Genomic DNA, 21,953 nt, shown 5'->3' with positions numbered 1-21,953 from the left:
CGAGGCTCCAGATTGAGCAAGGCTCGGACCGTGACGCGCAGGACAGGAGGGACGCACAGCGAGGCTGTGCGCGCCCCCTCGCCGTGGCTCACGGTCCTCTCGCTTGCCGCCTTTGTACTTCTGATCGCGCTCGGCGTCTGGCAGATCGAGCGACGGGCCTGGAAGCTGGCTCTGATCGACCGCGTCGAGCAGCGCGTCCACGCTCCGGCCCAACCGATCCCCTCGCCCGCTTCATGGCCCGCCATCAGCGCAGCAAACGACGAATACCGGCACGTCAGCGTCAGCGGCCGCTTCCTGCATGACCGCGAGACGCTGGTTCAGGCCGTCACCGAGGAAGGCCCGGGCTATTGGGTGCTGACGCCGCTCGAGCGCGATGATGGCACGCTGGTGCTGATCAACCGCGGCTTCGTGCCGTCCGAGCGGCGCGACGTATCGACGCGCAGGGACGGCAATCCCGATGGTCAGGTCGAGATCACCGGCCTGCTCCGCGTGACGGAGCCGAAGGGCGGTTTTCTCCGGAACAACGTGCCCCAGCACAACCGCTGGTATTCGCGGGACGTCGCCGCCATCGCGGCGGCACGCGGTCTTCATGACGTCGCGCCCTTCTTCGTGGATGCCGACGCCGGATCACAAGTTCCCGCCGGTCCAATCGGCGGATTGACCGTGATCCGCTTTCCCAATAACCACCTGATCTACGCGCTGACGTGGTTTGCCCTGGCTTTCATGCTAGCCGGCAGGTTTTTCGTCACATTCGGCGGCGGGCTGTTCCGGCGCAAGCGCTTCGTCCAGGAACCGGCTGGCGGCTCGGATGCCGCCGCCCGCAGGACGGGATCAGATGCTGGAACGATCGTCGAGCCGACCTGACGACGGGAAGACGCTTCCCCAAACGCTTGCCCATGGCGGCGGGCCCGTCACGCTGCAATCGCAGGCGGACGCGCGCAGCGAGCTGATCGGTCCGGCTCCCACCGACGACGAGACCAATCGCAAGAACATGGCGCTGCTGATCCAGCTGCGCTGGACCGCGGTGGTCGGCCAGATCGTGACCATCGGTGCCGTGCATTTCGGCCTCGGCATTCGCCTGCCGCTGGAGCGGATGGGCGCGGTGATCGGCGCGCTGGTGCTGCTCAACGTCTCCAGCCTGGTCTGGGTGCGCCATCGCGCCGCGATCACCAATAACGAGCTGCTGGTCGCCTTGATGCTGGACGTCGCTGCGCTGACCGCACAGCTCTATCTCTCCGGCGGCGCCACCAATCCCTTCACCTCGCTGTTCCTGCTCCAGGTCACGCTCGGCGCAGTGCTGCTCGATGCCCGCTCGACCTGGTCGTTGGTCGCGCTGACTTGCGCGAGCTTCGTCTGGCTGACATTGGCCTACCGGCCGCTCGATCTGCCGCCGAACCCGATCAGTGAGACCTACAGTCTCACGGTTACCGGCATGCTCCTGGGCTTCGTGCTCAATGCCGTTCTGCTGGTGGTGTTCGTCACCCGCATCAACCGGAATCTGCGCGAGCGCGACGCGCATCTTGCGGCGCTGCGCCAGCATGCCGCCGAGCAGGACCACATCGTGCGCATGGGCCTGCTCGCCTCCGGCGCCGCACATGAGCTCGGCACACCGCTCGCTTCGCTCTCGGTGATCCTCAGTGACTGGCGCCGCATGCCGGATCTCGCCGCAGATCAAGAGCTGGCCGAGGATCTCGCGGAGATGGAGACTTCGCTGCAGCGCTGCAAATCGATCGTGACCGGCATCCTGGTGTCGGCGGGCGAAGCGCGCGGCGAAGGCTCCTCGCCGACGACGGTGACGGCCTTCGTCACCGCGCTGGTCGACGAATGGCGCAACGCGCGCTCGGCCCGCACGCTCTATTTCGTCAACACGTTCGGCGAGGACGTCGCGATCGTCTCCGACGTCGCGCTGAAGCAGGTGATCTTCAACGTGCTCGACAATGCCTATGAGGTCTCGCGCGACTGGGTCGAGCTCGTGGCCGAGCGCGAAGGCGACAATCTCGTGCTGTCAATCTCCGATCGCGGCCCGGGCTTTGCGCCGGAGATGCTGGCGCAGCTCGGCAAGCCCTATCAGTCGAGCAAGGGGCGCGCCGGCGGCGGGCTCGGCCTGTTCCTGGTGGTGAACGTCGTACGCAAGCTGGGAGGCAGCGTGACCGCCGAGAACCACAGGAAGCGCGGCGCCACCGTGCGCTTGACGCTGCCGCTCGCAACGCTCGCGATCGGAGGGAATTTTGACGCCTGACCGTTCACTCATCGTCGTCGAGGACGATTCCGGCTTCGCGCGCACGCTGAAGCGCTCGTTCGAGCGCCGCGGCTACGAGGTCGTGGTGGCCGACTCGATCGAGGAGATGCGGAAGGTGCTGGAGGAGCGTACTTTCGGCCATGCCGTGGTCGACCTCAAGCTCGGCGGCGCGTCGGGCCTCGCCTGCGTCGAGCTCTTGCACACGCACGATCCGGACATGCTGATCGTGGTGCTGACCGGATTTGCCAGCATCTCCACCGCCGTCGAGGCGATCAAGCTGGGCGCCTGCCACTATTTGGCAAAGCCGTCGAACACCGACGACATCGAAGCCGCCTTCCACAAGGCCGAAGGCAACGCCGAGGTCGCGCTCGATGCACGGCCGACCTCGATCAAGACGCTGGAATGGGAGCGCATCCACCAGACCCTGATCGAGACGGAGTTCAACATCTCGGAGGCGGCCCGCCGGCTGGGCATGCACCGGCGGACGCTGGCAAGGAAGCTCGAAAAGCGGCCGGTGAAGTAGCGTCGCGCGTCGTTTGATGAATGCTCTCTCCTCTCGTCGTTCCGGCGAAGGCCGGGAGCCATACCGCGGAATCTATCGTTGCGATCGGTAGGAGTGCCGAACAACCAATCTTCGCCGAACTTCTCCCTGGGATATGGGTCCCGGCCTCTGCCGGGACGACAGCGAATTTGTTGAGGCGACGTTCGCGAAGACCCGTCATCACTTCACGCCCCAAATAAAAAGCCCGGCCGAGCGGCCGGGCTTTTGAACTCTTGCAATCGGCGTGGCGCTTACGCGGCCTCGTCGGCGACGGTGGTGTCGTCGCCATCGGTATCGTCGGTATCGCCCTCGGCGTCCGTATCGGCTTCGCCGTCGGCGGCTTCCGCCTTGGCGCTGGCGCGGCGCGGGCTCTTGGCGAGCTGGGCCTCGATCTCCTTGACCGCTTCGGTCTCGGTCGAGTGCTGCACCACCGCGATCTCACGGGAGAGACGGTCGAGCGCCGCTTCATAGAGCTGGCGTTCCGAATACGACTGCTCCGGCTGCGACTCCGAGCGATAGAGGTCGCGCACAACTTCCGCGATCGCGACGATGTCGCCCGAATTGATCTTCGCTTCGTATTCCTGGGCGCGCCGCGACCACATGGTGCGCTTGACGCGCGCACGGCCCTTGAGCGTCTCCAGCGCCTTCTTCACCAGGGCCGGATCGGACAGCTTGCGCATGCCGACATTGGCGACCTTGGCGGTCGGCACGCGCAGCGTCATCTTGTCCTTGATGAAGTTGATGACGAACAGCTCGAGCTTGGCACCGGCGATCTCCTGCTCCTCGATGGCCAGGATCTGGCCGACGCCGTGAGCGGGATAGACGACGAATTCGTTGGCCTTGAAGCCCTGACGCTGGGTCACGACCTTCTTTTCCTCGACCTTCGGCGCAGCAGCGGGCTTGGCAGCCGGCTTGGCGGCGGCGGGAGCCTTGGCAGGCGCAGCAGCAACAGGGGCCTTCGGCGCGGGCTTGGCAGCGGGAGCCTTGGCAGTCACTGGCTTGGCAATCACAGGCTTGGCAGCAGCAGGCTTGGCAGCGGTCGCTTTCGCGGCCGGTTTGGCAGTCTTGTTAGGCATTGCGCTTCTTTTGTTCTTCGAGGACTTTGCAGCCGGCGCCTTCGTCGCGGTCCGACCCTTGGATGCGCTACGGCTGGCCGCGGCGACTTTTTTGGCCTCCTTATGGGAAGCCCTCGCTGAAGTACTCTTTTTACGCGTTTTCTGTGACACAGCCTGCGCGCGGAAACTGCCACGCCCCTGTTCGACATTTGGTTTCACGGGAACCCAGAGGGGCCAACGGGGCTGACGGGGTTCGGCTTAATGTGCCCAATATAGCACATTTCCCGCAAAAATCAATGATTTAGGGGTCTTGAGGGCTGGTTTTCGGCGGCAGCGCCGCTATTAGGGTTAAGTTTGGGCGCGAATTAGTCTCCCGAGCCGGGGTTCGGAGAAAAATATTTCTCGAACTTGCCTTCCATGCCGTCGAATTCCTTGGCGTCGGCCGGTGATTCTTTCTTCTGGGTGATGTTGGGCCAGCTCTTGGCGTATTCGGCGTTGACCTCGAGCCACTTTTCCAGGCCCGGTTCCGTGTCCGGCTTGATCGCGTCGGCGGGGCATTCCGGCTCGCACACACCGCAATCGATGCACTCGTCGGGGTGAATGACGAGCATGTTGTCACCCTCGTAGAAGCAGTCGACCGGGCAGACCTCGACGCAGTCGGTGTACTTGCACTTGATGCAGTTTTCAGTGACGACGTAAGTCATCCAACGCTCCGAAAAGCTCTTTCAAAAGTCGCGGCTTGCCTAGCGCGGATGGCCCGGCGCCGCAAGGTCGGGAAGGCCCGATCATGACGGCTTTGTGTGTTTGATCGACCAAGAAATGAATAACAAGCGCAATTAATTGCGCGTCCCGAGCTCCTCGTAGAGCACCCGAGCCGAGGCGGCATCGCCGCGGCGTTCGTTGAAGGCGATCACCTTCAGAACGCGCACGGTGCGGTCGAGCGCGATGGTGAGCACGTCGCCGGCCTTGATCGCATGCCCCGGCGACGTCTCGCGCGCGCCGTTGACGCGAACATGGCCGGTGACGACCAGCTCAGCGGCGGAGGTGCGCGCCTTCACCACACGGGCGTGCCACAGCCATTTGTCGATGCGCTGGCGCTCGGTCGTGGGGCTACTCCTTCCGCCCCGACAGCTGCTCCTTCAGCGCGGCGAGCTTGGCGAAGGGCGAATTCGGATCAATGGGACGGTCGCGCTCGCGCGGACTGGCGCTCGAAGCGTAGGGACGCAGCGAGGGGCCGGACTCACGATCGCGACGATCGCGCCCCTTGTCGCGGTCGCGGCCACGATGCTCGCGGCCGCCATCGCGATCGCCTGGCTTGCCCTTGCCGCGATCACGCTCCTTGCCTTCGAAGCGGCGGTTGTTGTCGCTGCGCTGCTCGCGGCGATCGCCACCTTCTTCGCGGCCCTTGCGGAAATCCTTCCGATGTCCGCCGTGGCGATGGCTCGGCTTCGCGCCTTCAGCAGCTTCACCGGGTGCAGCGCCAGCTTCGGCAGCCGCCTGCGGACGCGGCTGATGGTGGTGGCGCTGGTGGCGATGGCGCTCGTGGCGCGGCTTGCGATCCTCGTGACGGCCGGCCGGGCGCCAGACCTCGACGAGCGCGGGTTCTGTGGGCGCGGCCGCCCCCTCAGGCGCGGCAGCGTCGGGCGATGCGGCAGCTTCCGTCGCGGCCGTCTCGGCAGCAGCGGCTTCGAGGCCGGCAGCCTCGGTGAACGCCGCAGCTTCCTCGGCGGGCGGCACGATGCCGGGGGCGTCCTCGGGCGTGACGGGCGCTTCTGGTGACGCTTCGAGCGCCGGCTCCTCATGGACGGGCTCGTCGTGCGGCTCCATGCCGGGCGCGTCTTCGACCGTGACGGATTCGGCAGCGGCTTCGGTGGATGCAGCCGGCTCCACCGGCAGGCCGGCGACGGCCTCCGCCGCGGTCTCGGTCGAGGTCTCCGCGCTGCCCTCGGCGGGCGGTGTCTCGGCCGCAACCGTCTCGACGGCGACAGGCTTCTGTGGCAACGGCGGACGCTTCTCCATGCGATAGCCGAGCGCGCGCAGCACGGAGGCGAAGTCTTCGCCGGCCGAGCCCGTGAGCGAGGTCATCGCCTGCGTCACCACGAAGCTGCGGCCGTCGAACGCGCCGGCGGGCTTTTCGCCGGGCGAATTCTCGCGCCAGGCCAGCGCCGGGCGGATCAGATCGGCCAGCCGCTCCAGGATATCGACGCGCACGGCGCGCTCGCCGGCCTGCTTGTAGCCGAGCACGCGATAGGCATCGCGCGGCAGCTGCTTGTCGACCGGGAACGAGGTGCGCCCCGACGATGCCAGATGCTGCGCGCCCGACAACGCGGAGAGATCGACATTGTCCTGCTTCAGCGCCCAGAGCAGCGCGGCGAGCGCACGCGCGGCGGGCTTGAGCAGGCCGGGGAAATAGATGTGGTAGGCGCCGAAGCGGACGCCGTATTTCCGCAAGACGGCGCGCGAGGGTTGATCGAGATCCTTCAGCTCGCTCGCAATCTTCGGACGCTCGAGCACGCCGAGCGCCTCGACCAGCTGATAGGCGATGCCGCGGGCAATGCCGGTGACGTCCTCGGCCTTGGACAGCTCGAACATCGGCCCGAGCAGCTTTTCGATATGGGTCTTGAGCCAGAGCTCGAGCCGCGCCTGCACCTTGTCGCGCGGGCCGCCGGTCAGGCGCTCGTCGGAGATGATGCGGATGCGCGGATGCAGCGCGTCGTCTGCGGCGGCGAGGCGCGCCACGGCATCGCCGGTCCAGCGGATGATGCCTTCGGAGGTGAGCACGAACTGCTCGTCCGGCGCATTGCCGAGCTTCTCGGCGCGCGCATTGATCTCGCCGGCGAGCACGGCTTGCGCTGCGGCCTGCAAGGCTTTCGCATCGGAGCCGGCCTCCGCCGCATCCGGTGCAAAGGTGAAGCCGTCGAGGCGGCCGATGACATGGCCTTCGACGATGACTTCGCCGGTCTTGCCGATTTCAGTATTCAAGCTCGTGTTCTCCCGCAGGCGGCGCATCAATACACTGGTCCGACGATCAACGAAACGCTCAGTCAAGCGTTCATGGAGCGCATCCGATAATTTATTTTCGACCTCCCGCGTGATCCCCTGCCAGCGTTCGGGGTCTCTCAGCCAGTCCGGGCGGTTGGCGACGAAGGTCCAGGTGCGGATCTGGGCGATTCGGGCCGACAACGTGTCGATGTCGCCGTCGATGCGGTCGGCCTGGGTGACCTGGGCCTCGAACCAGGAATCGGGAATGCAGCCTTTCTGCATCAGGAAGCCATACAGCGTCGTCACCAGCTCGGCATGGGCGGCCGGCGACAGCTTGCGGTAATCGGGGACCTGGCAGACGTCCCAGAGGCGCTCCACCGCCGCCTTGCCATGCGCGATATCGCGCACCTCGCCGTCACGGGCGGCATGGTCGAGCACGCGCATGTCCTCGGCGATCGGCGCGCGCGTCAAGGTCTCGTGGCCGGGGGCGAGATTCAGCGACACCTGCAGGGCGCCGAGCGAAGAGAAATCCAGCCTGGAGTTGCGCCATTGCAGCACCTTCACCGCATCGAAGGTGTGGTTCTGCAGCGCGTTGACGAGCTCGGGCTCGAACGGCGCGCAGCGGCCCGTGGTGCCGAAGGTGCCGTTGCGGGTGGCGCGACCGGCGCGGCCGGCTACTTGCGCGAATTCGGCCGGCGTCAGACGGCGGAACTGGTAACCGTCGAACTTGCGGTCGGAGGCGAAGGCGACGTGGTCGACGTCGAGATTGAGGCCCATGCCGACGGCATCGGTGGCGACGAGATAATCGACATCGCCGTTCTGAAACATCGCCACCTGCGCATTGCGTGTGCGCGGCGAGAGCGAGCCCAATACCACGGCGGCGCCGCCGTGCTGGCGGCGGATCAGCTCGGCGATGGCGTAGACTTCATCCGCCGAGAACGCGACGATGGCGGTGCGGCGCGGCTGGCGCGTGATCTTGCGGTCGCCGGCGAATTCGAGGCTGGACAGGCGCGGCCGCGTGATCATGGAGACGCCCGGGAGCAGCCGCTCGATGATCGGGCGCATGGTGGCGGCCCCTAGCAGCAGCGTCTCGTCGCGGCCGCGGCGGTTGAGCAGCCGATCGGTGAAGACGTGGCCGCGTTCGAGATCGGCGGCGATCTGGACCTCGTCGACGGCGAGGAAGGAGACGTCGATATCGCGCGGCATCGCCTCGACGGTCGACACCCAATAGCGCGGGTTCTTCGGCTTGATCTTCTCCTCGCCGGTGACGAGCGCGACGCTCGCCGCGCCGGCGCGCTCGGCGATCTTGTTGTAGACCTCGCGCGCGAGCAGGCGCAGCGGCAGGCCGATCATGCCGGAGGGATGCGCGAGCATCCGCTCGATGGCGAGATGGGTCTTGCCGGTGTTGGTCGGTCCGAGCACCGCAGTGACGCCCGCGCCAGGCACTCGATCGGAAAGTGCGCGCTCGGAGGCAAAGGGGGAGGAAGAAAAAGCCATGTCTGAGAGATTAGGTAGTGGCGATTTGGGCGAATGTCAGTGCTGGATGAGGCGGTGAGGGGGCTGGGCCCTGTCAGCGAACGCTACGCGGCGACCACGCACTCCGCTGTCATGCCCCGTGCCGCCTTTGCTGAAGCTTCGGCAGGCCGAGCACCCCTGTGGGCCCCGTAGCCTAGGCGGAGCCGGGACCGGGGCATCCAGTACGCCGCGGCCTCTCGGCTCGACCACAACCGCCGCGGCGTACTGGATCGCCCGGTCAAGCCGGGCGACGACACCGTGGGTGTGGGAACGCTCTCCCCAAATCCCGCGCAACTGTCTCACTTTGCGACGCTTTTCCCGTTGGCTTTAAGCTTCGGAACGACTCTAGAACGAATCGCGGCCGAATCGCTGACTCCCCTGTGAGTCCTGTTCCGTTCACGCAACATGTCGCGGGACTCGTATTGGTTGCGCACTAGATGGAGTTTTGCGCGGCCGCACAAGCGATCGGGTTCGTTAAAGCTGGGGACGGCGCCGAGTCGAATCAGAATCGGGGTGGAGTCAAATGGATTCCCGGATCCGGGGCGCCAAACAAAAACTCCGAAAACAACCCCATGCACAGTAGGTAAGTGATTGAAATAACGCGACTTCTTTTTACCCTCCCCTGGAGGGGGAGGGTCGGCTCACATGGAGCACAGCGGAATGTGAGACGGGGTGGGGTGATCTCTTCCCACGGGCACCGTTCGCGCGGAGAGATCACCCCACCCCGCTCGCGCTGCGCGCGATCGACCCTCCCCCTCCAGGGGAGGGTAAGGTCACTGCGTCTTCGCGACCCGCGGGGGCTGGGGAGAGGTCACGAAGCTGGTGGCTTCCAGCATGGCCGGCCCGAGCGGCGTCGGCACTTTCAGCCAGAACGGGACCAGGATGCGCGTGCCCGCCACCGGCGCAAACGCGATCTCGATGTTGCGCTGGGCGGCGAGGTATTTGATCACGGGGCGATCGGGGATGTAGCCGGCCACAGGCACGAAATAGAGCGCGCAGACCACGACCGGGCCCCGGTACCCCTTCTCCGCCTTCACGGTCTCCATGCGCTTGAAATCGAGCTTGAGGTCGTAGCGCATGCGGCCGTCGAACACGGGCGCGGCGTTGTGGCAGGCCTCCGGCGCAACGGGGTCGCCGGTGCCGGGCACGCGCAGGAGCGAGGCCGTCATGGGGTCCCAGACGCCGCGGCGATGCGCCTCGGTGACGACGATGCGGTCGGGATCGACCGGCGGCTCCGGCAGGATGGCAAAATCCTTCACATTGCCCTTGTCGAGGGTGATGCGGATCTCTTCGGTCTTCTTCTGGGTGGTGGTGGAGGCCTGGTAGCCGGTCGCCACCAGCGCGCCGTTGACGATGCGCCCCTGGCTGGCGCCGGTGCCCGACCCGCCCGTGAACGACTTCAGCAGCCCCGTGGTGCCGCCGGAGGCCGCCGCCGAGAACACGTCGTCCTGGATATCGATGTTCCAGGCGCCCTTGCCGACGGGAATGCCCGATAGCGTCGCCTCATATTGCGCCTCGAGCTTGCCTTGCGCGGCGGCCGGCGCCACGCCCCACGCCAGGACCAGGGCCAAGACCAGCGCGCAAAAGACAACCAGCCAGCCGGCCAGGCCTGGGCGGGCCGGGCGCAGGTCCTGCGCAAAAAGGGGCGTTGTCGGCACGAAACAATCCAATCGGGGCGCGATGCGTTGTTACTTAAGCCAAAAACGGCGGCAAACAATGTGTGGGCGTCTTGCCCTTGGAACTCCACCTGAGTCTTCGGCGGCGAATACGCCCTTTATGTGATGGTAAGGTGCGACAATCATTGCCGTTTTGGTGATCGGAAGGTAACCGCGGGCTCCCTTCCTCTCCCGCTTGCGGGAGAGGTCGCGCGAAGCGCGGGTGAGGGCTTTCTCCTCTGGGGGGACACCATCCGTCATGACGTCTGGCCTCGCAGAGCAGAGAGCCCTCTCCCCAGCCCTCCCCCGCGCGGGGGAGGGAGCGCACCACCCGGGCGGCCGAATCCCCGCCCAAAACCTTGACGTCCTGCCCCTTCCCCCCTATACGTCCGCCCGCTCCCTGCAAGGACAGAGAATTTGCCCCCGTGGCGCCCAAAAATGGCGGCCGCAGATCGTTGGGGGTTCACGGATAAGGATTTTGCCATGTCTCGCCGCTGCGAACTGACGGCCAAGGGCCCCCTCGTCGGCCACAAGGTCAGCCACTCCAACATCAAGACCAAGCGCCGCTTCCTGCCGAACCTCGTCAACGTGACGTTCATGTCGGAAGCCCTGGGCCGCAACGTGCGCCTGCGCGTTTCCACCAACGCGGTCAAGAGCGTCGACCACAATGGCGGCCTCGATGCCTTCCTGCTCAAGGCCAACCCCGACGCCCTCTCCCCGCGCGCAGTCGAACTGAAGCGCGCCATCCAGAAGAAGGTCGGCGACACGCAGCCGGCGAAGCAGGCGAGCTGAGATTTTCGGAAATTGGGCGGGGGCTAAGTTGCGTCGCGCGGCGTAGGCTTAGCCGAGTAGAATTTGAGTAGCGGCCGGATCGGAAGATCCGGCCGTTTTTGTTTTGGTGCAAATGTCTACGTCCCCGCGTAGCCCGGAGTAAACTACGCTAAAATCATCAATTGACTGAGATTTTGGGAGTCCCTCAACTGACGGCCGCACCGTCATTCGCGCAGTACAGAATGAGTTAGCTTTTGAGCATTCGCCCAGCGGAAGCACGCCCCCTCATGCATAGTTACCAAAAACAAACGGTTGCCGTGCAGAATCACACCGACGAGCACATCGAAGGTGAACGACAAACCTTTCTTCGTGTCGCGGAGATTGTGTTGAGCAAGTCTCGTGTCCCACTTAGCGCGGGTGAGATCGTTGATCGAGGGATCGAGCAAGGGCTCTTTGGCGACCATGCAATGGGCCGCACTCCCCAAAAATCCATGCAAGCACGGCTTAGCATGGATATCTTACACAGAAGGACTGACTCCCGATTTGTTCGTACTGGTCGCGGGCGCTTTACCCTACGCACCTCGCTAGGCACACCAGCCAGTGAACCAGGCGTCACTGCTGGCGAAGCTCAATCTGAATACGTAGCTGAGCGCCGAGTCCTTCGTACCCCGAGAGAAGAAGTTCTGTGCGTTCCGGAGTCTGCTTTTCGCGATGTCCTCACCTTTCAGGGCATTGATACGGATACGGCTCCAATCCTGGGGCAACTACTTAGCGAAAAGAACACTACCTATGTCGGGCGGGGTGAGGCCGAAGTCAAAAATGACGCGAAGCAATTCATAACGTACGTCCTAGTTCAATGTGGTCAGCGCCTGCTGTTCTTCAAACGGTCCTATCTCAGCCGAGCAGCTGAATTTCTAAGAGGATCGAAGTGCATCGGCTTCGGTGGCCATGTCAGTGCGGCTGACCTCGATATGCTTTCGCGCGCCGACTTTGGCTTGTCAGCTTGCGGGCGCAGAGAACTCGCAGAAGAACTTTTCTTGCCGGACCGACCTCGACGAAAGCGCAAGGATTCGGCCGAGGCAAGTCTTACAGATAAGGCCACTATCGATCTCTTTCAAAGCGTCCCACTGGAGTGCCTTGGCGTACTAAACGACGATTCTTCGGAGGTCGGACGGCGGCACGTTGCCGTTGTTTATCGTGCGTGGCTTCCTGATTGGAACATCGCCAAAAAACTTCAGAAGGGCGATTCATCTATTAAGGGGCTGGGATGGATCGATCTTTCAAAGGACAAGGTCGACATAACTGACTTCGAATATTGGTCACAACTTTGTTTGCGACGCTTCTACCCGTCGACTCTATTCACGCGAGCGAGATTCGAGATCGTAAATAATTCTCGCTTCGCCAGCGACCGCATCCTGGTCGTCGCAGGCCGAATTGGATCAGGGAAGTCAGAGACCGCAAATTATCTGAGCCAGCGCCTGCATTGCTCATTGGTTAAAACCGGAGAGTTGGTTCGCGAGCTAATGGCGTCACCTCCAATCTCGGAGATCGGACGCGAGGCGTTCCAAAGCCGAGCATACGAATTCATAAGCGCGGAAGGCGGCACTCAGAAGCTCGCTGATGCGATAGCGAGCCAGATCGCTCGCAACGGAAGCAATCGCACGATCGTTGATGGAATTAGAAATCTCGACACGTTCGAGCACTTAGAAAAAGGGTGCAATGGCGGGGTTGGACTACTCTTTGTACAAACCCCACCTGACGTTGCCTTCGACATGTATCGCGCTAGAGAAGCGGGAACGCTCAAATTCAGCTATCGCGACTTTCTTAAAGTATACGATGCCCCAGTAGAGGAGGAGATTTCGAGCCTCGGGCGCCGAGCAAACGCATACATCTACAATTCATTTGGAATGGAAGCATTTCGGCGAACGCTAGATGAACTACTACCGAAAATGCGTTCATAGCGCTGGAAAGAGAGATGGCTCGGCGGCGAGACGATGCAACATGAATGCCTTCAGCGCCTTGATGGATTGCGATACGGCGAGCTTTTCCCCAAGCCCGGAATGATCAGCCTTTACGATCTCCGCATAGGTCCGATCGCCAAAGCCATCGGGACAGAAGATGGTATCCCAATAGAATTCTCTAGTTCCTCTTGCAGAGCGGCTCAAAGTACCTCGGGTCTCCCCAACAAAAGTATGTACGTTCAGGCCGTCGCAATAGCCGACTACAGCCCGTGCAACAGCTCTACTCGTGAGCGTCGAGCAAGCCGCTACAAACTGCTCTGGGGCAAGCGAGTCCCACATAGGTTGAGTGAGCCCACCAGGAAACGACTTGTCTTCCAATCCCTCGAGAATGAGCCCCGCATGCTCAACAATGCAGGGAACTTGAACCTGCCGATACGCAGACTCAACTTTGAACTTCACCATGGCCTCAAGATCGCACAATAGCGGCTCGGTTGTTGCGACCCTCCTAAAACGAATATCGAAGAGCTCGCCCAGCTTCTTGCCAGTAGCGTCAAGCTCAATCGCGTCCTTCGCTAACGCCCATTCTTCCTTCTTGTAGTTGCTCCAAGAGCAATAGACGATCTGGATGGGAGGGGAGCTCATCGCTAAATTCTCATTTCATGGAGCACTTCGGCCACGTTCTTTGATATTTCTTCGGCTCCAACCGGTATGACTTCGATGTTGCGCTCATTGAAAAGCCGCCGCTCGAACTCCGACGGCTCTGGCAGAACGATGTACGCCCTTCTGCCGCTCGGAGAGTTTGGCAGATCCGAAAACAGGCGATTCACGATGTGGAAGATGTAGTTCACATTAGGATCTCGGAAGCTGTATCCGATGAACAGAACGGCTCTACCGAGAATGTCGCCGCGCAATTTGAAGTCCATTGGGCTCTCTAGTCGCATTCGCTCCATGTATTGCGATTCAGACACCACCATCTGCTGTGGATTATTGAAGTCACCGTGAAACTTCACGACTTCGACAACCGACCTATCGTGCGCGATGGTGTGTTCGCCGGATACAATGTGCGCATTGCGGCCGCTCCTTTTTAGAGCTCGCTCGATAAAATCATCATAATTCGTTGTGTAATAAAGGCTGCAACGATCCAGCTCGACCAACTCTGAATGGATCGGCGAAGCAAGAATGTCCGCATCGGTCGCTTCTGCGAATTGCAACGATAACCAATTCGTTAGCGGCGCGAGCTCGCGGTTCATGATCTTGAAGTATTCCAGTATCTGGAGGTCACTCCCCCGCATCCGAAGTAGATTTTCTTCATTGCATCCAATCAGCTTGGCGGCGTGATCTACCATAGCCTCCCAAGACGGACCCCTCTTAGCACCTCCGTCCCAGCTAACTGACATAGACGCTCCCGCGCCAATGAACGGGACCACACGCCTATCACGATACAGTCTTCGAAGATCAGGGGGACAGGTCATAGAACCTTCTTCACCAGCAGCCGAGTAAGACTATGAAAGTGTGGAATGTTGTTGTGAGGGTGTGTCTCGTAAATAATTGAATCCGATTCAGTCAGGATCGCGTGACTCTCGTATTGATCAACATAGAACGAATGCGGTAGCAGCGTAGGTGAGAAATTTGGATGGGCTGACAGATCGTGCGGCCCATCATTGAACGAAACAAGGAAATGATACCCGCCGGGCCGCGTCCTCTGTAGCGCAGTTTGGATTAGCGAGGATATATCCTCAGGAGAACTAAGACAGTGCGCTAGGCCATAGAGCACAATCACATCAAATAGTTCATCCCTCGTAAGATAGGCTCTCGCATCTAAGACAAGCCATTCAATTCGCGGGTCTTGAAACGCGCGCCGCCCATTTTCTATTGCCTTCGCGGAGCAATCAACTGCAGTGACACTTGCACCACGACATGCAAATGCAGCGGCATTCTTCCCTTCCCCACAGCCCAAGTCGAGTACACGGACTCCACTCAGATCCGGGCTCTCTTCAAGAAACGACTGAACCAGCGAGCCCGGCGAAGCCCCCCAAAAGCAATCACTCGACGAATATCCATCATCGTAACCACCGTTGTCTTTTGTCATCTTGCCTGCAACATGGACTGAACCAGAAACCGGCAGTGTATGGATATCGACAAAGTCTCGCAATCACTGGTTGATTTTCGTCCACCGGCTGCTCTGCATATGACCACCGATCCGCTATACGCGCCCTCGGTAGCATCACCCGGAGGCACATCCCGTGGAGCACCGCGCGACGCCGACCACAAATCGGAGCCGAAAAAACCTCGTCATCTGCTGTGACGGGACCGGCAACGAGATCAGCGAGAACATCTCCAACGTCCTGAAGCTCTATCGCTGCCTGCGCAAGTCGGACAAGACGAAGCCGCGGCAGATGGGCTCTCCGATCCCGGGGATCGGCACGGTGACGCTATCCGTAAACACCCCCCTCGCCCGTTAACCGTCCATTAACCAACGCAGCCTAGCCTGCGGTAATCGTCCAGCCATCATTAGCTCGAAATGCCTTCCCGGTTCGCTCCAGGAGAAGCGCCGATGTGCGTTGAGTTGTTGACGTATGCCGATCTCGGTGCCCGCCTCGATATCTCGCGCGAGGCCGCACGGTCGCTGGCGAGACGTCGCCGCCTGCCGCGTTCGCGCTCGGAGGACGGCAAGGCCCTGGTGAGCGTCGATCTCGCCGCGCTCCGGTACACGCCCCGCCCGCGAAAGGGCCGCCGGGCAGACCCCGTCGATGCCTCCATGGCAAGGATCGAGGCCATCAAGATCGAGGCATTCAAGGCGGAGATCGCGCGGCTCGAAGACGTCGCGACCGCCTACAGGGCCGTGTTCGAGCGCGAGCGGGACCGCGCCGATCGCCTCGCCGTCGAGCTGCAGCAGGCGATCGCCGAGACCATGGCAGCCAATGCGTGGGCGGCACGACTGGACGACGAAGTGAGGGCGCTGCGGAACGATCGCCGCCCTGGCGGGACGATCGCGGGACACGCCGCGCGTCGATTGGGACATCTTGCCGCCGCCATCGTCAAAGCAGACCGCGCGGCTTGCAGGTAGCACTCGAGACTTTCTTTAACCCCCGGCTTGCCGGAGCAATCGCGAGGGAAGAATGACTGGCAATACCGATATCCATGAAATGAAGGCCCGCATCGTCGTCTTCGGCGTCGGCGGCGCCGGCGGCAATGCCGTCAACAACATGATCACGGCCGGACTGCAAGGGGTCGAGTTCGTGGTCGCCAACACGGACGCGCAGGCGCTGGCGATGTCGAAGGCGAAGCGCCTCATCCAGCTCGGCACAAGGGTGACCGCAGGCCTCGGCGCCGGCTCGCAGCCGGAACTGGGACGCGCCGCAGCCGAAGAGGCGATCGACACGATCCGCGAGCAATTGAACGGTGCGCACATGGTGTTCGTGACGGCCGGCATGGGCGGCGGCACCGGCACCGGGGCTGCACCCATCGTCGCCAGGATTGCGCGCGAACTCGGCATCCTCACCATCGGCGTGGTCACCAAGCCGTTCTACTTCGAGGGCCAGCGCCGCATGCGCTTTGCCGAAGCCGGCATCGAGGAGCTGCTGAAGACGGTCGACACCCTCCTGATCATCCCGAACCAGAACCTGTTCCGGGTGGCCAGCGAGAAGACCACGTTCGCCGATGCCTTCGCCCTTGCCGACCAGGTGCTTTATTCGGGCGTGGCCTGCATCAGCGACCTCATCGTCAAGGAAGGCCTGATCAATCTCGATTTTGCCGACGTCCTCTCCGTCATGAAGGAGAAGGGCAAGGCCATGATGGGACGGGGCGAGGCTTCCGGCGAGAAGCGCGTGCTCGCCGCCGCCGTGGCCGCGATCTCCAATCCATTGATCGAGAATCCCTCGATCAAGCGTGCCAGTGGCCTCATCATCTCCATCACCGGCGGCAAGGATCTGATGCTGTACGAGGTCGACGAAGCCGCAACCCGCATTCGCGACGAGGCCGACCCGGACGCCAACATCATCGTCGGTGCGTCGTTCGACGAAAGCCTCGAAGGCATCGTCCGCGTCTCGGTGGTGGCGACCGGAATCGATAATCTCGATCCGGCGCAGGCGCTGCCGGTGGAAACCGCCCTCACCCAGCTCGCCGGCAGGCTGCGCAACGACGGCCGTCGCATCGCCGATCGCATCGAGCGCAGTGCCCCCCTTCCGCAAGCGGGAAGCCCGCCGCTCCGCCCGCAGCCGCACCACCCCGTGGGGCCGCCGGCAAGGCCGGGCCTGGACTATGCGCGGCAGGCGGCGCTTCAGCCGCTCGATCCTTACGGCCGCGCCCCTGCGCGCAATGCGCCCGACGAGGCCGTTCTCGATATCCCGGCCTTCCTGCGCCGCGCCGCCAACTGAGGGGTGGCGAAGGAGGTGCGCTCCCTCTCCCGCAAGCGGGAGAGGTTCGAACGAGCCCACGGCCAGTCGATTCGACTTGAAGCCATTCCGCGTTAGGCTAGTCCAGGGTGCGATGAGATCAGGTTCGGCCGCCCGGTTCACCCTCTCCCAGCAGGGAGAGGTGGTCTAATTCTCAACGCGCTCCGAACGTCAGATATGCAGACAAGCTTTTGAGCTGCACAGCGTGCCGATGCTTCACGCCGCCGTGCTGCGCGGGCTCTCGGCGGTGTCCTTCCTGTCGGTCTCCTTGTCGCGGGACAGCCACGCCGGAAAACGAAGCAGGCGTTCGTTGGTGTCTTTCGGCAGCTCGATGGGCGGCGCTTCAATGGCCGAACTCGGCAGGTCCAGCGCTGCGTGTCCGGTTCGCACCGCATCCGCGCGCTGATCCAGTTCGCGGAGCAGGGGATCGAGCACGCTGTCGATCTCGGTCGCCACCGATACCAGGAAACTATTGAGCTCGCGCGCCTCGGGCACGACCGCCGCAGCCTGCTCGATCGCCCTCGAGAGACCATCGACGACAGGCGCAAACGCGCCGGCGGCTTGCTTGATTCGCGTCTTGATCGCTTCGACCTCGCTCAAGACGCGCTCACGCTCACGCCTTTTCTTTTCCTCCGAAAGACGGGCTTCAATTTCGGCGATCTGGGCCGCCAGAGTCGCGGCTTCGGATGCGAGCGCATCTCGTCTTCCGCGCGCGCGATCGAGATCGCGGCTGAGATTGTCCACTAAGTCGTCCTTTCCGAACATGGCTTTGCTCCGTAGGACAGGCGCTTTGCCCTGTAGGACGGCCTTGGCGCGAACAGCCAGCCTCGCCACCGACCGGATGGCCGGATCGGCCGAAACAGGCATCAACCTCGGTCGCGTCACATGGGCCGACATGGTGATCCCCCCATCGTCAACATTAGGCAACCGCATGGTTAACAACAGGTTAATGTCAACAGACGATGTGGCCATGGGGCTGGGTGCCGGCGACGTTGCCTCCCCGCTGTCATCCATTTCCGCTATACTCGCCCCGGTAGCATCACCCGGAGGCGCATCCCATGGAGCACGCAGCCAGCACCGACCACAAGCCCACCGGCAAGAACCTCGTCATCTGCTGTGACGGGACCGGCAACGAGATTTCGGAGAACATCTCCAACGTCCTGAAGCTCTATCGCTGCCTGCGCAAGACGGACAAGACGTCGCCGCGGCAGCTGGTGTTTTACGATCCCGGGGTCGGCACGGTGACGCAGCCGACGACGTGGCACCGCTGGAAGGCCAATATCAACCTGGTGCTGGGGCTCGCCACCGGCTATGGGCTCGATGACAACGTGCTCTCGGCCTATTGCTTCCTGGTTCAGCACTACGCGCCGGGCGACAAGATCTATCTGTTCGGGTTTTCGCGCGGGGCTTACACGGTTCGCGTGCTGGCGGGGCTGATCCACAAGATCGGGCTGATCTCGCCGGAGCAGGCGAACCTCGCTGGGAGCGGGCTCGTCGCCTACAAGCAATATTCCGGCACGGGGCGCGGCAACGATATCGAGGATCTCAAGGATATCGCGACCGACGAGAGCGGGCCGCTGCCGAAGGACGAATTCGACCTCGCCGCGCAGTTCGCGCGCATCACCTCGACGCGCTGGCCGACCATCCACTTCATCGGCGTCTGGGACACGGTGGCGAGCGTGATCGTGCCGCGGCGCGACAATTTCTTCTTCCTGTTCAGCCTGGAGGAGCTCGCCTTCACGCTGCGCAATCCCAGCGTCAAAATCTTCCGGCAGGCGATCGCGATCGACGAGCGGCGCTGCATGTTCCGCCTGAAGCAGTATGAAGAGCCGCAGGAGTTCTGGAGCAACCGCTACGTACCCGACGAGAAGAAAGTGCCGCAGGACATCCTGCAGGTGTGGTTTGCCGGCGTGCATTGCGACGTCGGCGGCGGCTATCCGGAAGCGGAGAGCGGGCAATCCAAATATCCGCTGCTCTGGATGATCGCGGAGGCCGAGAAGGCCGGGCTGAAGTTCAACCCGCGCACGGTGAACCAGCTCGCCTGGGGCGTCCCTCGCAAGAACTCGCCGTTCAAATACGTGGAGCCCGCTTACACCGGGAAGACGGGCGAGTTGCACAATTCGATGACGGCCGCCTGGCGCGTGCTGGAATATCTGCCGAAGCGTGCGACGTACAAGGAATGGCCGGAGCGGAAGGTCTATTTCGGCTTCTACATCCCCGATTGCGAGCCGCGCGTCATCCCCGAAGGCGCGCATGTGCATGAGAGCGTGTTGAAGCGAATGGCGGTGGAGCCGGGGTATCGGCCGGCGAACCTGCCGAAGGATTACGTGACGGTGCCGATGCCGGTGGAGCCGCGGGTGGATGTCGCGGCGGATGGGATGGAGGAGGGCGTGACGGGGTGAGGTGGCGGCGACCTCTCCACCCGTCATTTGCCCTTGCGACCAAGCAATCCAGGGTCCCTCCGCGGAAAGATTCTGGATTGCTTCACGGAGCCTGTCATCGGGCCGCGCTTCGCGCGGATCCGTTGGCTCGCAATGACGGTGGTGGGCAGGGTCGCGCAACGACAGGGCGGATTGACGCGAGACGTCCCACCCCGCTACCGCCGCTTTTCTGCTCTCGCCGACACTTTTCATTAAAATTCTCCCGGCAACCTTAGTCTGATCGCATCATCTCTTTTCCATCATGGGACAAACCACCCGCCGCGATACCTGCGGAATTGGAGGAGACGTGCCAATGCATCCGCGCAAGTATGTCCGTGTGAAGCCCGCCGGGCTGGTGTCGCGACAGGCCAAGATCATCACCGACCCGCGCGCGCCGGTGATCCCGTGCACGCTGATCGACTATTCGCCCGGCGGCGCCTGCGTCGATCTCGGCGGCCAGGTGAAGATTCCCGATCGTTTCGAGCTGCTCCACGTCAACACCAGGAAGCGCTGCCGCATCGCCTGGAAGCGCGGCACGCGCGTGGGCGTGGTGTTCTAGGCATCTTCCTTAGCCTCCCCTGGAGAGGTCTTGGAGGGGTAAGCTACTTCCGCATCCTCGCCTTGGCGCCGGCGACGATCTGCATGGCGACGCCGGCGATCCAGCCGGCGAAGACGAGCCAGGTCCAGGCCAGGTGCGGATCGAGCCGCAGCACGATCACGGCGACCGAGACGAACGCGGTCAGCGTGGCGCAGAGCGTGCCGGCCGAGCTCAGAAATTCCGCGGCGTCGATCGCGCTGTGCGCGTCGTCGAAAGGCATTTGCGGCGTGTCGATGCCGAGATAGAAGCCGACGGCGCCCAAGGCCATCATCAGCAGCAGGAATCCCTGCGTGGTCAGCGTGGGGATCGCAGATCCCACATAGGCGCCGACGAACAGGCCGCACGCGGCTCCCGCCATCGCAAGGGCCACGCGCTCGAACACATGGGCAGTTTTGCGGATACCAAAACGCATGGCCGGCCTCCGTGAGGCGTTGAGGAGACGGAGGTTAGGCCAGTTTTGGGGGGCGTGGAAGGCGAAGGGGATTATAGCAGGCGGCTTAGCTCTCTCTCCCAGCAGGCGGGGCCGCGAGGAGCCTCGTTTGCGCTGGAGGCGAGGAAATCACCTCGCCCCGAACGTGGTCTTGCCGAACAGCGCCTTTTGCGCCTGTGGCTGCGAGCGCCAATATTGCGGCGGGACCTCGACCACGCCGCCGAGCTCGGCGGCGGCGTGCCAGCCCCAGCGCGGGTCGTAGAGCATGCCGCGAGCGAGCGCGACCATGTCGGCCTTGCCGGATGCGACGATCTCCTCGGCATGCTTGGCATCGCTGATCAGGCCGACGGCGATGGTGGGCAAGCCGGTCTCGCGCTTGATGCTATCGGCAAACTGCACCTGATAGCCGGGGCCGAGCGGGATCTTCTGCAGCGGCGAGACGCCGCCGGAGGAGGCATCGATCCAGTCGACGCCGCGCGCCTTCAGCGCTCTCGCAAATTCTATTGTTTGCGCCAGATCCCAGCCGCCCTCGACCCAGTCGGTCGACGACACCCGCATGCCGACCGGCTTGTCAGCGGGGAACGCGGCGCGCACCGCGTCGAACACTTCGAGCGGAAAGCGCATGCGGTTGGCGAGGCTGCCGCCATATTCGTCGGTGCGCTTGTTGGAGATCGGCGAGAGGAATTGATGCAGGAGATAGCCGTGCGCGCCATGCACCTCGATGGCGTCGATGCCGAGGCGCGCGGCGCGTTTGGTGCAGTCGACGAAGGCCTCGCGAATGCGCTTCAGGCCTGCCGCATCCAGCGCCAGCGGGGCGGCCTCGCCCTCCTTGTGCGGCACCGCCGATGGCGCCACCGTCTGCCAGCCGCCATGCTCGACCGGAATCAGCTGGCCACCCTCCCACGGCCGCGCGCTGCTGGCTTTGCGGCCGGCATGGGCGAGCTGCATCCCGATCGCCGCGGAGGAATATCTCCGCACCGAATTGAGGATCGGCCTCAAGGCGGCCTCGCAGGCATCGCTGTAGAGCCCGAGGCAGCCCGCCGTGATGCGGCCGATCGCCTCGACATGCGTCGCCTCGATGCAGAACATCGCGGCGCCCGACAGGCTGAGATTGTTGATGTGGGTGAAGTGCCAATCGGTGGCGACGCCGTCCTCGGCCGAATATTGGCACATCGGCGACACCACGATGCGGTTGTTCAAGGTGAGGCCGCGCAGCTTGATCGGGTTAAACAGGGCGCTCATGTGGGGAGTTCCGGGAGATGGAGGAACAATGCAGGGAGTGTAGTGAGCAAAGCGCGGATTGCTAGGCGCGCGGGGGGAATGGCGGGCGCGACGGAATGCATTGCCGCACGATGGGAAGCGAATGCCTCCGCAATGACGGGGGGTGAGACC

20 protein-coding genes and 1 pseudogene are annotated in these 21,953 nt (G+C 63.2%); 10 read left to right on the top strand and 11 right to left on the bottom strand.

Features of this window, described 5'->3' with window-relative positions; genetic code table 11:
• Window positions 1–12: 12 nt before the first annotated feature.
• From EAV90_RS20355 to EAV90_RS20345, 3 genes are read left to right on the top strand one after another with little or no spacing between them, the layout of a single operon-like run.
• Window positions 13–864, top strand: coding sequence for an SURF1 family protein (locus tag EAV90_RS20355; protein ID WP_129144481.1), 852 nt, complete (start codon window positions 13–15; stop codon window positions 862–864).
• Window positions 836–2,239, top strand: coding sequence for an ATP-binding protein (locus EAV90_RS20350; protein WP_164937026.1), 1,404 nt, complete (start codon window positions 836–838; stop codon window positions 2,237–2,239). Before EAV90_RS20355 ends, EAV90_RS20350 begins: the two co-directional genes overlap by 29 nt.
• Window positions 2,229–2,762: a response regulator transcription factor gene (locus EAV90_RS20345; RefSeq protein ID WP_122400575.1), complete on the top strand. Its 534-nt coding sequence runs from the start codon at window positions 2,229–2,231 to the stop codon at window positions 2,760–2,762. Before EAV90_RS20350 ends, EAV90_RS20345 begins: the two co-directional genes overlap by 11 nt.
• Before the next feature lie 269 nt (window positions 2,763–3,031).
• Here EAV90_RS20345 and EAV90_RS20340 read toward each other — a convergent pair whose 3' ends face one another.
• From EAV90_RS20340 to EAV90_RS20315, 5 genes are all read right to left on the bottom strand, one after another.
• Window positions 3,032–3,856, bottom strand: coding sequence for a CarD family transcriptional regulator (locus tag EAV90_RS20340; RefSeq protein WP_162500082.1), 825 nt, complete (start codon window positions 3,854–3,856; stop codon window positions 3,032–3,034).
• Between the two features lie 344 nt (window positions 3,857–4,200).
• The gene (gene fdxA / locus EAV90_RS20335; RefSeq protein WP_063698041.1) at window positions 4,201–4,539 is read right to left on the bottom strand and encodes a ferredoxin FdxA; all 339 of its coding nucleotides are present in this window, start codon (window positions 4,537–4,539) and stop codon (window positions 4,201–4,203) included.
• A 132-nt stretch (window positions 4,540–4,671) separates the two neighbouring features.
• The gene (locus tag EAV90_RS20330; RefSeq protein ID WP_129144479.1) at window positions 4,672–4,923 is read right to left on the bottom strand and encodes an RNA-binding S4 domain-containing protein; all 252 of its coding nucleotides are present in this window, start codon (window positions 4,921–4,923) and stop codon (window positions 4,672–4,674) included.
• Window positions 4,924–4,945: 22 nt separating this feature from the next.
• Complete coding sequence (locus tag EAV90_RS20325; protein ID WP_129144478.1) at window positions 4,946–8,314, bottom strand: helicase-related protein; 3,369 nt, start codon at window positions 8,312–8,314, stop codon at window positions 4,946–4,948.
• Between the two features lie 791 nt (window positions 8,315–9,105).
• Entirely contained in the window at window positions 9,106–9,939 is an 834-nt protein-coding gene (locus tag EAV90_RS20315; protein WP_208738521.1) for a DUF3108 domain-containing protein, read from the bottom strand.
• 531 nt (window positions 9,940–10,470) lie between these two features.
• On the opposite strand from EAV90_RS20315, the gene rpmB reads away from it, so the two are divergent.
• Both rpmB and EAV90_RS20305 read left to right on the top strand, forming a co-directional pair.
• Window positions 10,471–10,779 carry a 50S ribosomal protein L28 gene (rpmB, locus tag EAV90_RS20310; protein ID WP_129144477.1) on the top strand — a complete coding sequence of 103 codons (309 nt, stop codon included), beginning with the start codon at window positions 10,471–10,473 and terminating at the stop codon, window positions 10,777–10,779.
• Between the two features lie 266 nt (window positions 10,780–11,045).
• Window positions 11,046–12,719 (top strand): HTH domain-containing protein, encoded by a 1,674-nt coding sequence (locus EAV90_RS20305; RefSeq protein ID WP_129144476.1) that lies wholly within the window; start codon window positions 11,046–11,048, stop codon window positions 12,717–12,719.
• Here EAV90_RS20305 and EAV90_RS20300 read toward each other — a convergent pair.
• The 3 genes from EAV90_RS20300 to EAV90_RS20290 all read right to left on the bottom strand — a co-directional run bounded on the left by EAV90_RS20300 (window position 12,714) and on the right by EAV90_RS20290 (window position 14,808).
• Window positions 12,714–13,361 carry a non-canonical purine NTP pyrophosphatase gene (locus EAV90_RS20300; RefSeq protein WP_129144475.1) on the bottom strand — a complete coding sequence of 216 codons (648 nt, stop codon included), beginning with the start codon at window positions 13,359–13,361 and terminating at the stop codon, window positions 12,714–12,716. The genes EAV90_RS20305 and EAV90_RS20300 overlap by 6 nt on opposite strands.
• A gap of 2 nt (window positions 13,362–13,363) precedes the next feature.
• Window positions 13,364–14,065, bottom strand: coding sequence for an SIR2 family NAD-dependent protein deacylase (locus tag EAV90_RS20295; protein ID WP_245509566.1), 702 nt, complete (start codon window positions 14,063–14,065; stop codon window positions 13,364–13,366).
• A gap of 122 nt (window positions 14,066–14,187) precedes the next feature.
• Window positions 14,188–14,808, bottom strand: a complete 621-nt coding sequence (locus EAV90_RS20290; protein ID WP_129144473.1) for a class I SAM-dependent methyltransferase — start codon at window positions 14,806–14,808, stop codon at window positions 14,188–14,190.
• Window positions 14,809–15,001: 193 nt separating this feature from the next.
• Here EAV90_RS20290 and EAV90_RS20285 point away from each other — a divergent pair.
• From EAV90_RS20285 to ftsZ, 3 genes and pseudogenes are all read left to right on the top strand, one after another.
• A pseudogene (locus EAV90_RS20285) lies at window positions 15,002–15,151 on the top strand (T6SS phospholipase effector Tle1-like catalytic domain-containing protein); the annotation flags it as partial.
• Between the two features lie 122 nt (window positions 15,152–15,273).
• On the top strand, window positions 15,274–15,786 hold the full coding sequence (locus EAV90_RS20280) for a hypothetical protein (RefSeq protein WP_164937025.1): 513 nt from the start codon (window positions 15,274–15,276) through the stop codon (window positions 15,784–15,786).
• Window positions 15,787–15,838: 52 nt separating this feature from the next.
• Window positions 15,839–17,095 (top strand): cell division protein FtsZ, encoded by a 1,257-nt coding sequence (gene ftsZ, locus EAV90_RS20275; RefSeq protein ID WP_129144471.1) that lies wholly within the window; start codon window positions 15,839–15,841, stop codon window positions 17,093–17,095.
• 234 nt (window positions 17,096–17,329) lie between these two features.
• Here ftsZ and EAV90_RS20270 read toward each other — a convergent pair whose 3' ends face one another.
• Entirely contained in the window at window positions 17,330–18,085 is a 756-nt protein-coding gene (locus tag EAV90_RS20270) for a hypothetical protein (RefSeq protein ID WP_245509565.1), read from the bottom strand.
• An 86-nt stretch (window positions 18,086–18,171) separates the two neighbouring features.
• Here EAV90_RS20270 and EAV90_RS20265 point away from each other — a divergent pair, with 86 nt between their 5' ends.
• Both EAV90_RS20265 and EAV90_RS20260 read left to right on the top strand, forming a co-directional pair.
• Window positions 18,172–19,515, top strand: a complete 1,344-nt coding sequence (locus EAV90_RS20265; protein ID WP_129144470.1) for a T6SS phospholipase effector Tle1-like catalytic domain-containing protein — start codon at window positions 18,172–18,174, stop codon at window positions 19,513–19,515.
• Window positions 19,516–19,846: 331 nt separating this feature from the next.
• On the top strand, window positions 19,847–20,092 hold the full coding sequence (locus tag EAV90_RS20260) for a PilZ domain-containing protein (protein WP_027573877.1): 246 nt from the start codon (window positions 19,847–19,849) through the stop codon (window positions 20,090–20,092).
• A 43-nt stretch (window positions 20,093–20,135) separates the two neighbouring features.
• Here EAV90_RS20260 and EAV90_RS20255 read toward each other — a convergent pair whose 3' ends face one another.
• Both EAV90_RS20255 and EAV90_RS20250 read right to left on the bottom strand, forming a co-directional pair.
• Window positions 20,136–20,543 carry a hypothetical protein gene (locus EAV90_RS20255; protein WP_122400563.1) on the bottom strand — a complete coding sequence of 136 codons (408 nt, stop codon included), beginning with the start codon at window positions 20,541–20,543 and terminating at the stop codon, window positions 20,136–20,138.
• A gap of 147 nt (window positions 20,544–20,690) precedes the next feature.
• Entirely contained in the window at window positions 20,691–21,803 is a 1,113-nt protein-coding gene (locus tag EAV90_RS20250) for an NADH:flavin oxidoreductase/NADH oxidase (protein WP_129144469.1), read from the bottom strand.
• Between the last annotated feature and the right edge of the window lie 150 nt (window positions 21,804–21,953).

It is taken from the genome of Bradyrhizobium vignae, from assembly GCF_004114425.1.
GTDB classification, from domain to species: domain Bacteria; phylum Pseudomonadota; class Alphaproteobacteria; order Rhizobiales; family Xanthobacteraceae; genus Bradyrhizobium; species Bradyrhizobium vignae.
This window is presented reverse-complemented; position numbering and strand designations above follow the sequence as displayed.

What these genes read in the sequence shown, in the direction of transcription:
- EAV90_RS20305 (WP_129144476.1), top strand. Translation starts at nt 11,046, where the DNA reads ATGCATAGTTACCAAAAACAAACGGTTGCCGTGCAGAATCACACCGAC.
- EAV90_RS20280 (WP_164937025.1), top strand. Translation starts at nt 15,274, where the DNA reads ATGTGCGTTGAGTTGTTGACGTATGCCGATCTCGGTGCCCGCCTCGAT.
- EAV90_RS20290 (WP_129144473.1), bottom strand. Translation starts at nt 14,808, where the DNA reads ATGACAAAAGACAACGGTGGTTACGATGATGGATATTCGTCGAGTGAT.
- ftsZ (WP_129144471.1), top strand. Translation starts at nt 15,839, where the DNA reads ATGACTGGCAATACCGATATCCATGAAATGAAGGCCCGCATCGTCGTC.
- EAV90_RS20260 (WP_027573877.1), top strand. Translation starts at nt 19,847, where the DNA reads ATGCATCCGCGCAAGTATGTCCGTGTGAAGCCCGCCGGGCTGGTGTCG.
- EAV90_RS20340 (WP_162500082.1), bottom strand. Translation starts at nt 3,856, where the DNA reads ATGCCTAACAAGACTGCCAAACCGGCCGCGAAAGCGACCGCTGCCAAG.
- EAV90_RS20300 (WP_129144475.1), bottom strand. Translation starts at nt 13,361, where the DNA reads ATGAGCTCCCCTCCCATCCAGATCGTCTATTGCTCTTGGAGCAACTAC.
- EAV90_RS20295 (WP_245509566.1), bottom strand. Translation starts at nt 14,065, where the DNA reads ATGGTAGATCACGCCGCCAAGCTGATTGGATGCAATGAAGAAAATCTA.
- EAV90_RS20270 (WP_245509565.1), bottom strand. Translation starts at nt 18,085, where the DNA reads ATGGCCACATCGTCTGTTGACATTAACCTGTTGTTAACCATGCGGTTG.
- fdxA (WP_063698041.1), bottom strand. Translation starts at nt 4,539, where the DNA reads ATGACTTACGTCGTCACTGAAAACTGCATCAAGTGCAAGTACACCGAC.
- EAV90_RS20265 (WP_129144470.1), top strand. Translation starts at nt 18,172, where the DNA reads ATGGAGCACGCAGCCAGCACCGACCACAAGCCCACCGGCAAGAACCTC.
- EAV90_RS20325 (WP_129144478.1), bottom strand. Translation starts at nt 8,314, where the DNA reads ATGGCTTTTTCTTCCTCCCCCTTTGCCTCCGAGCGCGCACTTTCCGAT.
- EAV90_RS20255 (WP_122400563.1), bottom strand. Translation starts at nt 20,543, where the DNA reads ATGCGTTTTGGTATCCGCAAAACTGCCCATGTGTTCGAGCGCGTGGCC.
- EAV90_RS20250 (WP_129144469.1), bottom strand. Translation starts at nt 21,803, where the DNA reads ATGAGCGCCCTGTTTAACCCGATCAAGCTGCGCGGCCTCACCTTGAAC.
- rpmB (WP_129144477.1), top strand. Translation starts at nt 10,471, where the DNA reads ATGTCTCGCCGCTGCGAACTGACGGCCAAGGGCCCCCTCGTCGGCCAC.
- EAV90_RS20350 (WP_164937026.1), top strand. Translation starts at nt 836, where the DNA reads ATGCTGGAACGATCGTCGAGCCGACCTGACGACGGGAAGACGCTTCCC.